Here is a 12,819-nt window from a genome sequence, read left to right as displayed (position 1 = left end):
GCATCAGGACGCTGTTCTTGTTGTCGGTCCGCGCCGTGTTGATGGCGTCGCGGACGTCGCCGGCGGTGCTCACGCTCTTGCCGCCGACTTCGAGGATCACGTCGCCTTCCTTGAAGCCGCGTTCGGCCGCGGCGCTCTTCGGATCGACTTCGGTGACCACGACGCCGTCCTTGCCGGCGCCGGCCACGGAGTTGGCGGGCGCAACGGTCATGCCGAGCTTCGGCACGTCAGTGCCCTTGCTGGCGCCCTTGCCGCTGTCGTTATCGATGTCGGCCTTGGCCTCGACCGTGTTCGGCAGCTGGCCGAGGGTCAGGGTCACAACCTTGTCCTGGCCCTTGTGCAGCACGTTGAGCTTCACGGACGCGCCGGGCGCCATGCCGCCGATGGTGCGGGCGAGCTCGCGCGCATCCTTGACGGCTTCGCCGTTGACCGATGTGATCACGTCGCCGGATTCGATGCCCGCTTTCGCGGCCGGACCATCCTTCTGCGGCTCCGCCACCAGCGCGCCTTCGGCCTTCTTCATGCCGAGGCTGTCGGCGATATCAGAGGTAACGGGCTGGATCTGCACGCCGATCCAGCCGCGGCTGACCGAGCCCTTGTCCTTCAGCTGGGCGACGACGCTCTTCACCGTCGCGGCGGGGATCGAGAACGCGATGCCGACGCTGCCGCCGGAGGGCGAGTAGATCGCGGTGTTGACACCCATCACCTCACCGTTGGTGTCGAACGCCGGACCGCCGGAATTGCCCTTGTTCACGGGCGCGTCGATCTGAATGAAATCGTCATAGGGGCCGTTGCCGATGTCGCGGCCGCTGGCCGAGACGATGCCCGCGGTGACGGTGCCGCCGAGGCCGAAGGGGTTGCCGACCGCGAGCACCCAGTCGCCGATCCGCGGCTTGCTGTCCGCGAGCTTGGCGAACGGGAAGTTCGAGCCGCCCTCGACCTTGATCAGAGCCAGATCGGTACGCTGGTCGGTGCCGATCACCTTGGCGCTGTAGGTCTTGCCGTCGTCGGTGGTGACCTCGACCTTGTCGGCGCCGTCGACCACGTGGTTGTTGGTCACGGCATAACCGTCAGCCGAGATGAAGAAGCCGGAGCCCTGGCCCTGCACGACGCGGCCACGACCACCGCCCTTCAGACCGGGGATGCCATCCGGACCTCCGAAGCGGCGGAAGAAGCGCTCCATCGGCGAACCCGGCTGGAACGGCGAGGCGGAATCATCGCCGTCGTCGTTGCTCGCAGTTTTCTCCTTGATGTTGACCTTGACCGAGATCACCGAGGGCTTCACGCGCTCGACGATGTCGGCGAAACCGATCGGACGCTCGACCTTCTTGACCTCGTTGTTGACCTGCGCGTGCGCCGGGCTCGAGAACAGGTCCGCGGGCGACGTCGACGGGCTGAAGCCGTGGACGGCGATGCCGAGTCCGGCGACCACCGAGGCCATCAGCGCGATCCTGCGGGCTGATAACACCGAGCGGCGGGGTTGCCGGTATGACGGAAGGTTGGTGAGATCGGAACGGTCGGTCATGCAGAGGTCTCCAGCGCCTTGAAATCCATGCGGTGCCTGATAGCGGCACCTTTGCGGACCTGAACATGGGGACTTGCGCCTTACCGCGCGCTGGCTGGCGGGTTAAACTTTTGTAATAAAGACCATGCCGGCATGCGGCAGTTTAGCGCAGGCCGAAAATCGTGATCTGACAGGAACTTAACGCGGTTCCGGCGACCGGCGCCAAGCGCCTTCAGCTGGCCCGGACGCTGGCGATGAATTCGTCGACGACAAAGGTCAGCAGAGCATGAAACGCGCTGCGCCCGCGACCTTACGTATCACTGTGGGCTCAAGAGGACTTTGCGTCCTCGGACATCAACGCGGCGAGCTTCGCCTCCTCGTCCGGTGTCAGCGGCGGCGTCGGTACATTTGCACCTTCCCGCGCACGACGGCGGTTCTGCCGCCACAGTGCAAAGCCGCCCCCGGCGAGCAGCAGCGGCGCGAGCAACCAGAGCAGCATGGTCTGCCGTTCGAAACGCGGCCTCAGCAGCACGAACTCGCCGTAGCGCGCGACCAGGAAATCGAGGACCTGCGAATTGCTGTCGCCGGCCGCGATCCGCTCCCGCACGAGCAGTCGCAGGTCGCGCGCGAGCGGCGCATCTGAATCGTCGATCGACTGGTTCTGGCAGACCATGCAGCGCAGCTCGCGCGACAATTCGCGCGCACGCGCCTCCTTGATGGGATCCGCCATGATCTCGTCGGGCTGCACGGCGTGCACCGCAGGCGCGGCCAGCAGCATCAGCGCTACGATCGCGGACATCATCCGGCGCATCGATCACTCCGCCGGTTGCAGGCGCTGCTTGGCCCGCGCCGGCTTCGGCGCGCCGACGCGCAAGCGCCGGTCGGACAGCGACAGCATGCCGCCGAACGCCATCAGCACCGGGCCCCACCAGATCAGCAGCACGAACGGCTTGTGATAGATGCGGACCGCGATGGCGCCCTCAGTGGTGACGTCACCGAGCGAGATGTAGAGCTGGCTCGCGCCGCGGGTCAAAAGCGCGGCCTCGGTGGTCGAGGAGCCGCGCGTCGTGAAGCTGCGCTTCGAGGGCGTCATGAGGCTGAGCGCTTCGCCGCCGCTGCTAACGTTGAACTGGGCGACCATCTCGCGATAGTTCGGCCCCTGGCGCTCGAGCAGGCCGTCGAGCTTCAACTCATAACCGGCGACCTCTGCGACGTCGTTCGGCTTCATCGTCGCGATATATTCGCTGTTCCAGGTGGTCTCGCAGACGATCCCGATCAACGCGACGCCAAGGCCGGCATGGGCAAACGCCGTGCCCCAGGCCGAGCGCGGCAGGCCGCGGGCACGTTGCAATGTCGTCGCGAACGGGAGGCGAAACAGGCCGGTTCGCTCAGCCATATCGGTGACGGCGCCGGCGATGACAAAGACCCCAAGCCCGATCGCGAGCGGCGCCAGCGCGCTGCCGCCGCGCGTCCAGGCCCAGACAATCGCGACCACGACAAGGCCGGCGACCCCGGCCGCCAGCAGACGCTGGGTGACGCCGAGCAGGTCGCCGCGCTTCCAGGCCAGCATCGGTCCGAACGGGACCGCAAGCAGCAGCAGCGCGAACAGCGGCACGAAGGTCAGATTGTAGAACGGGGCGCCCACCGACATCTTGAAGTCCGCGAGCACTTCCATCGCCAATGGATAGAGCGTTCCGAACAGCACGACCGCGCAGGCCACCGTCAGCAGCAGATTGTTCAGCACCAGCGCGCCCTCGCGCGAGATCGGCGCAAACAGGCCGCCCTGCTTCAGCGAGGTGGCGCGGCCCGCGAACAGCGACAGGCTGCCGCCGATGAACAGGCAGAGGATCAGCAGGATGAAGACCCCGCGGGTCGGATCATTGGCGAAGGCATGCACGGAGGTGATGACGCCCGACCGCACCAGGAAGGTACCGAGCAACGACAGCGAGAAGGTCAGGATTGATAGAAGAATGGTCCAGACCTTCAGCGCGTTGCGCTTTTCCATCACCAGCGCCGAATGCAAGAGCGCAGTGCCTGCGAGCCACGGCATCAGCGAGGCGTTCTCGACCGGGTCCCAGAACCACCAGCCGCCCCAGCCGAGCTCGTAATAGGCCCAGTAGGAGCCCATCGCGATGCCGAGCGTCAGGAAGATCCAGGCCACCAGCGTCCACGGCCGCACCCAACGCGCCCAGGCCGCGTCGATCCGCCCCTCGAGCAGCGCTGCGATCGCGAAGGAGAACGAGATCGAGAAACCGACATAGCCGAGATAGAGCATCGGCGGATGCACGGCGAGGCCGATGTCCTGAAGCACCGGATTGAGGTCGCGCCCCTCGATCGGCGGATTGGCGATGCGCAGGAACGGGTTCGAGGTGATCAGGATGAAGAGATAGAAGGCGCTGGCGATCCAGGCCTGGACGGCGAGCACATGCGCACGCAGCGACAGCGGCAGATTGTTGCCGAAGGCCGCGACCAGTCCGCCGAACAGCGCGAGGATCGACACCCAGAGCAGCATCGAGCCTTCATGGTTTCCCCACACGCCGGTGATCTTGTAGATCAGCGGCTTCATTGAGTGGGAATTCTCGTAGACATTGGCGACCGAGAAATCCGAGTTCACGTGCAACGTCACCAGCGCGACGAACGCGGCAGCGACGAACAGCAGCTGCGCCAGCGCGGTGGAGCGCGCGACGTTCATCAGCGCGGGATCGCGCAGGCGCGCGCCGATGACAGGCACGAAGGACTGGATCAGCGCCAGCGCGAGCGCCAGCACCAGCGCGTAATGTCCGGCTTCCGCGATCACCGCACCGCTCCCTGCGAATTGCCCTGCGCCGTCGTCGCCGCGGGCTTTCCAGCGTAATCATCCTTCCAATGGCCCTGCTTCTTCAGGGCATCGGCGACGTCCTTGGGCATGTAAGTCTCGTCGTGCTTGGCGAGCACGGTGTCGGCCTTGAACACGCCAAAGGCATCGAGCGCGCCCTCGGCGACGACGCCCTGCCCTTCGCGGAACAGATCTGGCAGGATGCCCTTGTAGGCGACGGGCAGCTTGGCGCCGCCGTCGGCGACCTCAAACGTCACGGCGAGATTGTCGCCGCGCTGGAGCGAACCGGGCTGCACCAGTCCGCCGAGGCGAAAGCGCTTGCCGGGGGCGACATGCTTCTCGGCCACCATGGTCGGGGTCGAGAAGAACACGATGGAGTCGCGCAAGGCGTTGAGCACCAGCGCGGCCGCGAGCGCGAGCACGGCGAGCGAGCCGCCGATGATGGTCATACGTCGCTGCTTGCGCGTCATGGCGTATCCGTTCTCCGCTCGTCTTTCGCGGCGACAATCATCCGTCGAGCCCGAGATTCTTGAGGCCTTCATTGAGCTGGCGCAGCCGCTCGGCATCCCTGGCGACCGCCTGGCGGGCATCGGTCGTCGCACCAAGCGCCTTGTCGCGGTCACCCATCACAAGATAAGCACGAACCAGGCGCAGCCAGCCCTCGACGTCGTCGCCGTTCTGCTTGAGACGCGTGGCGAGACGTTCGACCATGCCGCGGATCATGGCGTTGCGATCACCGTCGTTCATCTCCTTGGAGGCCGCGATGGTCTCGTCGGACAGCGCCGGCATCGTCACGCCACCACCGGCAAGGCGCGCGAGCGAGCTCTGCACCAGCGGCCGCCACGGCGCATCCGCCGGCGCCTTCGCCAGCAGCGCGCGCCAGATATTGGCCGCGTCCTCCTTGCGGCCGTCCTGCTCGGCGGCGAGCCCCAGGAAATAGTTCGCCTTGGGATCGTCAGCGCTCAGCGCATGCGCGCGCTCGAATTCTGCCTTGGCCTCCGCCGTCACCACGCCGCCCGCAGCGGCCGTGATCGCCTCACCGAGATCGGCGCGGCGCTCCGGGCTTTCGCCATTGTAGGTGATGGAATTGCGATAGGCGCGCACCGCCTCTTCGAAACGGCCGAGCCGCTCCAGCACCGGCGCAAGCACGTTCCAGCCGCGGCCGTCGGTCGGATTCTTCTCCAGGTGCTGCTGAACCTGCGCGACCAGGTTCTCGAGCGACTGTGCCATGCCTGGCCCCGCGCCGCGCTGTCGCTGCGCCAGCGGGAAATCACGAAGCGCAGGCGAGCCGAGCGGGACGTAGATCGCGACCGCCACCAAGGGCAGGCCGACAAGCGCGAGAACGGATGCCGCACGGCGCCATTTCAGGCTGGAATCCGGCGCGGGCAAGGGCTCGCTGCCAGCAGCGGCGAGCAGCCTGCGGCTGATCTCGATTCGCGCCGCCTCGGCTTCCGGCGCCGCGATCAGTCCAGCGGCAAGGTCGCGCTCGATCTCAGCCAGCTGGTCCTTGTAGACCGCGACCTCGCTGCCTTGATTGTCAGGACGCCCGCCACGGCCGAGCGGCCAGAGCACGGCGAATATCGCCGCGACCGTCATCAGCGCGAACACGAACCATAGCGTCATCAGGCAAGCTTCCGGCAGCGCGCGAACCGCGCCCGTACGTGGCTTTACACCACGGCCGGATGATGCGGCAATTGACAATTGTCAATTCAGCGCGAGCCCACACCGTCCCGAAACAGTGAAGATCCAACGGCTTAGCCGATATCGAAGTCCGCGCTCCGAGCGGCGTCCTCGCCATGCCCGTTGAAGGCCCTCAGGAAGTATGTTCCCGGCTCGATGGCCTCAGGCAGTCTGATCCGCAAGGCTCCGACCGGAACAGGCGATGCCACCCGGGTGACCGTCTCAGCCAGCTGCCGACCGCTCGCCTTATCGACCAGCACCATCTTCGCGCCGACCATCAGCCTCCGATATTTGGCAACAATGACGCGGTTCTCAATTTCGATCGAGCTGATAATGGGTTTCATGCGCCGACAAATAGAATTCCAAGAACTTGCACGGCGAGCGTAGGGCTCATAAGCCACACCGTCAACCACAAATTGTGATTGCGAAGAGATGCGCTTGAATCAGCTTGCGCGCGTCGATTTGCGTTCGCCGGTCGCGGCGTTCTCCGCGGCGCGGCTCATCAGGGAGGCGTAATCGTCGCCGAACAGCACCTGGCAGAAGCGGATTGCGGCCTGCACCTGCTGCTGCCGGTAGGCGCGGACCTTGTGATCTGCGCCGCGCAGCGACTGCACCGCCTGCTCGGTCGAGCGTTCGACATATTGCTGGAGGTCGGAATAGGTGCGCAGCGTCACCTCGTTGATGGCGAGTTCGCTGGCATAGTTGCGGCAGGTCGCGACGAAGTCGATCAGCGCCACGGTTTCCTCGACGTCGGTGGTGTCGATCCGTGCCCCGGGTGGAATGTCCTTTTCGGGGCGCTGGCGCAGGATACGGCGAACCCGGCCGGGAACGCTGTCGATTTCCGATTGCAGGGCATTGGAGATGTCGGCCCGGATTGCGGTCAGCTGCTTGCCCCAGGCCGAATCGTTGCGCAGGTCGAGTTCGGTGCGCAGGCCGCGCACGCCATCATGCAGCGCTTTCAGATTGTCGGCGACGGTCTCGAAATGGCCGCGCTTGATGTCCATGCGCAGATTGGCGGCAACGCGAGACAGATCGTGCAGCGCCATCGTGACGGCGACGCCATACGGGGTCGCCGCGACGCGAATCTCGTCGTCGGACGCGGCGATCTTGATGGCGAGACGAATGATCTGCCAGGGCGCGGTCATGCGCTGAACCACCACGGACAACGCAAAGGGCAGCATTTGCGGCGTCTGCAGCACGGGAATGTTGAGCGCCGCGGTCACCGAGGCGATCTGGGGATCGCCGAACTGGCGCAGGAAGCGCGGCAGCTTTTCATTGAGCGTGCCGAGGGCCTCGCGAACGGCGAGCACCGCACCGATCGAATAGAGGTCCTCGATCACGCTGGGCGGACCGACCCGGGCGAGCGCACGCGACTTGTCGCCGCCGCCCGGTCCCGTCAGCTCGAAGATGGCGTCCGCGGCTACGGCCTGAAGCTTGAGCGTCAGCGCCTCGACCTGCCCCGAATTGTCTGTCGCCTGCATGCGCGCCAGCGCCGCCTCGAATTCGCTGATCTTGTCGGGAGCACCGTCGCGGCCAAGCCATTGCCAGATCGGATGCAGCGAGGAGCGGCGGATCTGGCCGACCCGGATCGGGGCTCCGGCCTCCACCAGGAACGGTTCCAGCACCTGGAACAGCAGCCGTGACAGATCATCGGTACGCGGCGGCGCAGCTTCGTCGGCTTCGGTCTTGCGCACGATCTTGCGCAACTGCTCGAGCACGAGGGTCGCGACAGCCGTGTCCTGGCCGCGCTCGAGTGCGCGTTCGAACTCCCGCATCAGCAGCGCCTGCGCCTGCGGCGGGAGCTGTGCGAGATATTCCCTCAGCCGCTCGATCGATGTCTGGCTCATGCGCCCGGGTGATGCATGGTAAAATGGCAGACGTGGGATGCGTCCGCCCTGATCATAGGTGGGCGCGCCTTAAGAAGCCGTTGAGGAAGCTGTTCCGAAACCATCCGGTTTGCACCGGAAGCCCAAATAATCGAGCGAGATCAGAGGATTAAATTCCCGGCAGCACCAGCTCGGCCCGCAGGCCCCCGATCGGGGCGCTGCCGAGCGAGAGGCTGCCGCCGTAGAGCGCGGCAAGGTCAGTCACGATCGAGAGCCCGAGCCCTGAGCCCGGCTTCGATTCGTCGAGCCGCTGGCCGCGCCGGGAGACCTGGGCGCGCTCGGCCTCCGAGAGGCCGCGCCCGTCATCATCGACGATCACCCGTAGCCGGGGCCCGGCGCCCGCCTGAGCGGGTGGCTCGACCAAGACCTCGATGAAGACCCGCGAAGCCGCCCATTTGCAGGCATTGTCGACGAGATTTCCGACCATCTCCTCCAGATCCTGGCGCTCGCCCCGGAATTTCGCCGACGGTTCGGCCTTGGCCTCGACCGCGACGCCGCGGCCGCGATAGATCTTCTCCATGGTCCGCCGCAGCGCCTCGATGGCGGGGGCGACCTCCGTCACGGTGCCGACGATCGAGACCCTCGCCGCGATGCGGGCGCGCTCCAGATGATGCGCGAGCTGGCTACGCATGACGTCCGCCTGCTCCATCACCTTGGCCGCGAACGGATCGGCCGCGTGCGTTCCGGCCTCGTTGACGATCACGGACAGCGGCGTCTTGATCGCATGGGCGAGATTGCCGACATGGGTGCGCGCCCGCTCGACGATCTCCCTGTTGGCGTCGATCAGCGCGTTGGTCTCGCGCGCCAGCGGCGCAATCTCGACCGGAAATTCGCCCTCGAGCCGCTCGGCCCTGCCGGAACGAATGTCGGCGATGGCTTCCGAGATACGCTTGAGCGGTGCGAGACCGAAGCGGACCTGGAATACGGTGGTCAGCAGCAGCACGATGCCGAGCGCGGTGAAGGTGCCGCCGAGGTAATAGTCGAAGCTGCGGGTCTCATCGAAGATCTCGGTGGAATCGCCGGCGACGCTGACGAGGTATTTGCCGTCGGCGCCGAGATCGACCGGACGCTCGACCATGCGCAGGTTCTGCCCTTCCGGCCCGTCGACATAGGCCAGGCGAATTCCAGCGGCCGTGAGCTCGACGCCCTGATCTTCCAGCTTCGGCAGCTTCTTGTCCCACAGCGAGCGCGAGGAGCGCAGCTCCGGCTTCTCGGTGTCGGTGCGCGTGATCTGCCAGTACCAGCCGGACAGCGGCAGCTCGAACAGGGGCTCGCCGAGCGACTGGAACTGGCGGTCCGGCGGCTCGTCGGGGGTGGCGACCTCTGCAATGAGGGTGCGCAGATAGAGGTTGAGACGGCGGTCGAAGGCCCGCTCGGTCGCGTTCTTGTAGACCGACGACAGCACCACGCCCGTGATGGCCAGGATCACCACGAGCCAGGCGGTCGCCGACAGAAACAGGCGGTTCGCAAGCGAGCTGGCGGGCATCGGGATGATCCCGGTGGCGCGAGGTGGTGGCATGGCGTCGGCGGTCATATCAGGACCAAGGCCCGCCTCGGGCCGCCCGTCAAGCCTGCACTGCTCAGGCGCCGGGGGCCGGCGGCGGGGTCAGGAGATAGCCGAGGCCACGGACGGTCTGGATGATGTCGACGTCGAGCTTCTTGCGGATGCGGCCGACAAAGACCTCAATCGTGTTGGAGTCGCGGTCGAAATCCTGGTCGTAGAGGTGCTCGACCAGCTCCGTGCGCGACACCACGCGCCCCGAATGGTGCATGAGGTAGGCCAGAAGCCGATATTCGTGCGAGGTCATCTTCACGGGATTGCCGGAGACGCTGACCCGGCCAGTGCGGGTGTCGAGCGTGACGGGTCCGCAAGAGAGTTCGCTCTGGGCATGGCCGGTGGAGCGGCGCAGCAGCGCGCGGATGCGCGCCAGCACCTCCTCGAGGTGGAACGGCTTTGGCACGTAATCATCGGCGCCGGCATCGAAGCCCTGTACCTTGTCGCTCCAGCGATCGCGAGCGGTGAGGATCAAAACCGGCATGGTGCGGCCGTTGCGGCGCCAGGCCTCCAGCACCGAGATGCCGTCCTTCTTGGGCAGGCCGATATCGAGCACCACGGCGTCGTACGGTTCGTTGTCGCCGAGATAGTGCCCCTCCTCTCCGTCGAAGGCGCGATCGACGACATAGCCGGCGTCCGTCAGCGCCTTGGTGAGCTGGCGATTGAGATCAGGGTCGTCCTCAACAACAAGCAGGCGCACGCTTCTCTCCAGAATTAGGCCGCATCAACACCGCACCAGATGAGCAATTCCGGCGTGAACTGAATATGAACGCCGGGAACCCGCCGCGTTACTTTTTGGTCATATACCGATGGTCTCAGTCAATGCGACTGCGCCCGTCAGGCGGCCGGGCGAGCCGGCGGCATGACGGGCGCAATCTGCCGCGTCTTGCGGCTATTCGGAAGGTCCGCCCTTCCTGTCAATTTGCCTTCGACGTCGCCGTCAGGTCCGGAAGAACACGAACCAGACGACGGCGAGGATCAGGATCGCAAGCCCGGTCGAAATGGCGAGCAGCGCGGCCACCGACGGCCCAGGTTCGCCCTGGCGTGCCTCGGTCGCTGTTTCGACGATCTGACGGTCCTCGCGCGTGGTTGCCATGGTGACCTCAATCTTGGATGTCGTCTCCGATGGCCGCGACCTCCTTACGGCCCTCTGTCCCGAGCCAACGCCCGATCCGATTTGATGTTCCGGCATTTGGGACTGGATCGGTCGGACCGCCGTGGCGAGCGACTGGTTAACGCAGTTGCAAGATTCCGACCGAACCTCTGTATGATTCGGTGTTCCCCGATGGTATCCTCATAGGTCTGTCCCTGTTGCGTTTGGAGTAGCCCATGGCCCCCCGCGCCAATTGGAAGGGTTTTCTGCGTCTCTCGCTCGTGACCTGCCCGGTTGCGCTGTATCCGGCCACGTCGGATACCGAGAAGGTCTCGTTCAACCAGATCAATCGCAAGACGGGCCACCGGATCAAATATCTGAAGGTCGACGCCGAGACCGGCGACGAGGTGACCTCCGAGGACATCGTCAAGGGCTACAAGGTCGATACCGACACCTATATCGAGGTCACCAAGGACGAGCTCGACGACATCGCGCTGGATTCGACCCATACGATCGAGATCGACGAGTTCGTGCCGAAGGCCGACATCGACAACCGCTACCTGATACGCCCCTATTACCTCGTGCCCGACGGCAAGGTCGGCCACGACGCCTATGCGGTGATCCGCGAGACCATCCGCAGCATGGACAAGGTGGCGATCGGCCGCGTGGTGCTGACCAACCGCGAGCACATCATTGCGCTGGAGCCGCTTGAGAGCGGACTGATGGGCACGCTGCTGCGCTACCCCTACGAAGTGCGCAGCGAAAAGGAATATTTTGACGACATCCAGGACGTGAAGCTGACGAAGGATATGCTCGACCTCGCCAAGCATATCGTCGAGAAGAAGTCCGGCGCGTTCGAGCCCGAGCTGTTCGAGGATCACTACGAGACCGCGCTGATCGATCTCATCAACAAGAAGCGCGCCGGCACGCCGATCGCGGCGAAGGCCACGCCGAAGAGCGGCGGCAACGTCATCAATCTGATGGACGCGCTGAAGAAGAGCCTCGCAAACGAGAAGGACGCGGCGCCCGCGGCGAAGGTCGCCAAGGAGACTGCCAAGGAAACTGCGAAGGAAACTGCAAAGGCCAAGAAGCCGAAGAAGCGCGTCGAGGGTCAGCGCGAGATGCTGCTGCCGATCTCCGGCAAGGGCGGCAAGGAGGCCGCAGCCAAGGAAGCCGCGCCGAAGAAGGCCGACAAGCCGGTGCGCGCGACGACGACACGGACCAAGAAGGCCGGCTGACCGCATCACACCGCCGGCCGCGCCGTGACGTCTTCCCTTTCCGATCGAGCGGACTGACATGCCCTGGTCGACGCCGTTCGCCGATCCGATCGGCTTGCGCGGCGGACGCAGCCTGCGCACGCTGCAAGAGGCCGCTGACTTCATCATGCGACTGCCTGAGGAGGAGCAGCAGGAGCCGCGCTGGCAGACCGCAATCGAGATGCTGATCAACGCGGCGGAGAGCGGCGGTGGCTGGCTGCTGTTCGCCCGCATCGGCATGTTGCGCGCGTTGAATGGGAACGGCCGGCGCGATTGAGGCCATGATCGGCATGCTTGCCGGTCGGTTGACGAACAGCCTCAACAATCCCTTAAGCGGCCGGGTCTATTTTGGCACGACGATGCCAACTTGCCGCACCGGGTATTCCTACGGGACAAAAAATTAACCGCTGATTGCCTTTGCGCGCACCATGGTTCCATCGATTGAGCCAGGGTTCGCACCACCGTGCCGCAACAGGACGCCAGGAAGAACTACATCGGCATCGTGAGTGAGGCCGAGGAAGAGCGCATCGCCGACACGGTGCTGCGGGCGCGGCCGCTTGTCATGCGCGATCTGTTCGGACGCCTCGCGGCAGCGCTGGGACGTCCGCGCAAGGGCGCGCCGGGACACACCACCAGCAATTGAGGCTGGCCGCTTCCGCTCATTTGCAGCGGATAATGAAACCTTCGTTTAACGGCTGCCGCGTTAAGACACGGCAGGCTGGTCGGCCGGACCCGCGAATTTGACGCGCGAACAGCGCCTCTTCGATCGATTTACCAGTTTGATAACGACGCGCGGCTACATTGGACCGGATGAACAGGAGTTGGCGATGATTGTGCTCAGGTCTTTTCTTGCCGATGAAAGTGCCGCCACCGCGATCGAGTATGGCCTGATCGCCGCCGGCATCGCGCTCGCCATCGTCACCATCGTGACCAACACCGGCAGCGTCCTCCTGAGCAACAAATTCAACTCGATCAGCGCGGCCACGAAGTAGGCTCGCAATGGGCAGCCGATCTCGCGGACCATGATCTG

General features: G+C 65.2%; 14 protein-coding genes. 4 read left to right on the top strand and 10 right to left on the bottom strand.

All coding sequences use genetic code 11. The annotated features are described in order from the left end of the window. The 10 genes from HYH07_RS18695 to HYH07_RS18650 form a co-directional block, all read right to left on the bottom strand. The coding region (locus HYH07_RS18695) for a Do family serine endopeptidase (protein WP_220003857.1) at positions 1-1,525 on the bottom strand (1,525 nt) is incomplete at its 3' end. A gap of 307 nt (positions 1,526-1,832) precedes the next feature. After that, positions 1,833-2,315, bottom strand: a complete 483-nt coding sequence (locus HYH07_RS18690; RefSeq protein WP_220003856.1) for a cytochrome c-type biogenesis protein — start codon at positions 2,313-2,315, stop codon at positions 1,833-1,835. Between the two features lie 3 nt (positions 2,316-2,318). After that, the gene (locus HYH07_RS18685; RefSeq protein WP_220003855.1) at positions 2,319-4,301 is read right to left on the bottom strand and encodes a heme lyase CcmF/NrfE family subunit; all 1,983 of its coding nucleotides are present in this window, start codon (positions 4,299-4,301) and stop codon (positions 2,319-2,321) included. Further along, positions 4,298-4,789 carry a cytochrome c maturation protein CcmE gene (gene ccmE, locus HYH07_RS18680; protein WP_220003854.1) on the bottom strand — a complete coding sequence of 164 codons (492 nt, stop codon included), beginning with the start codon at positions 4,787-4,789 and terminating at the stop codon, positions 4,298-4,300. Before ccmE ends, HYH07_RS18685 begins: the two co-directional genes overlap by 4 nt. A 37-nt stretch (positions 4,790-4,826) precedes the next feature. Continuing rightward, positions 4,827-5,942, bottom strand: a complete 1,116-nt coding sequence (gene ccmI / locus HYH07_RS18675) for a c-type cytochrome biogenesis protein CcmI (protein ID WP_220003853.1) — start codon at positions 5,940-5,942, stop codon at positions 4,827-4,829. Positions 5,943-6,073: 131 nt separating this feature from the next. Continuing rightward, positions 6,074-6,343: a hypothetical protein gene (locus HYH07_RS18670; RefSeq protein WP_220003852.1), complete on the bottom strand. Its 270-nt coding sequence runs from the start codon at positions 6,341-6,343 to the stop codon at positions 6,074-6,076. Between the two features lie 99 nt (positions 6,344-6,442). Then, complete coding sequence (locus tag HYH07_RS18665) at positions 6,443-7,846, bottom strand: hypothetical protein (RefSeq protein WP_220003851.1); 1,404 nt, start codon at positions 7,844-7,846, stop codon at positions 6,443-6,445. 148 nt (positions 7,847-7,994) lie between these two features. Beyond that, positions 7,995-9,371 carry a sensor histidine kinase gene (locus tag HYH07_RS18660; RefSeq protein ID WP_220003850.1) on the bottom strand — a complete coding sequence of 459 codons (1,377 nt, stop codon included), beginning with the start codon at positions 9,369-9,371 and terminating at the stop codon, positions 7,995-7,997. A gap of 94 nt (positions 9,372-9,465) precedes the next feature. Then, positions 9,466-10,140 carry a response regulator transcription factor gene (locus HYH07_RS18655; protein ID WP_014496705.1) on the bottom strand — a complete coding sequence of 225 codons (675 nt, stop codon included), beginning with the start codon at positions 10,138-10,140 and terminating at the stop codon, positions 9,466-9,468. A 240-nt stretch (positions 10,141-10,380) separates the two neighbouring features. Next, a complete protein-coding gene (locus tag HYH07_RS18650) occupies positions 10,381-10,536 on the bottom strand; it encodes a hypothetical protein (RefSeq protein ID WP_220003849.1) in 156 nt (51 codons plus the stop codon). Between the two features lie 233 nt (positions 10,537-10,769). Here HYH07_RS18650 and HYH07_RS18645 point away from each other — a divergent pair, with 233 nt between their 5' ends. From HYH07_RS18645 to HYH07_RS18630, 4 genes are all read left to right on the top strand, one after another. After that, a complete protein-coding gene (locus HYH07_RS18645) occupies positions 10,770-11,771 on the top strand; it encodes a Ku protein (RefSeq protein ID WP_220003848.1) in 1,002 nt (333 codons plus the stop codon). Positions 11,772-11,829: 58 nt separating this feature from the next. Then, positions 11,830-12,066 carry a hypothetical protein gene (locus HYH07_RS18640; RefSeq protein WP_220003847.1) on the top strand — a complete coding sequence of 79 codons (237 nt, stop codon included), beginning with the start codon at positions 11,830-11,832 and terminating at the stop codon, positions 12,064-12,066. A gap of 186 nt (positions 12,067-12,252) precedes the next feature. Further along, positions 12,253-12,432: a hypothetical protein gene (locus tag HYH07_RS18635; protein WP_220003846.1), complete on the top strand. Its 180-nt coding sequence runs from the start codon at positions 12,253-12,255 to the stop codon at positions 12,430-12,432. 184 nt (positions 12,433-12,616) lie between these two features. Then, on the top strand, positions 12,617-12,781 hold the full coding sequence (locus HYH07_RS18630) for a Flp family type IVb pilin (protein ID WP_057753070.1): 165 nt from the start codon (positions 12,617-12,619) through the stop codon (positions 12,779-12,781). Positions 12,782-12,819 lie beyond the last annotated feature (38 nt).

Source organism: Bradyrhizobium sp. BR 10261, from assembly GCF_019455395.1.
GTDB classification, from domain to species: domain Bacteria; phylum Pseudomonadota; class Alphaproteobacteria; order Rhizobiales; family Xanthobacteraceae; genus Bradyrhizobium; species Bradyrhizobium manausense.
This window is presented reverse-complemented; position numbering and strand designations above follow the sequence as displayed.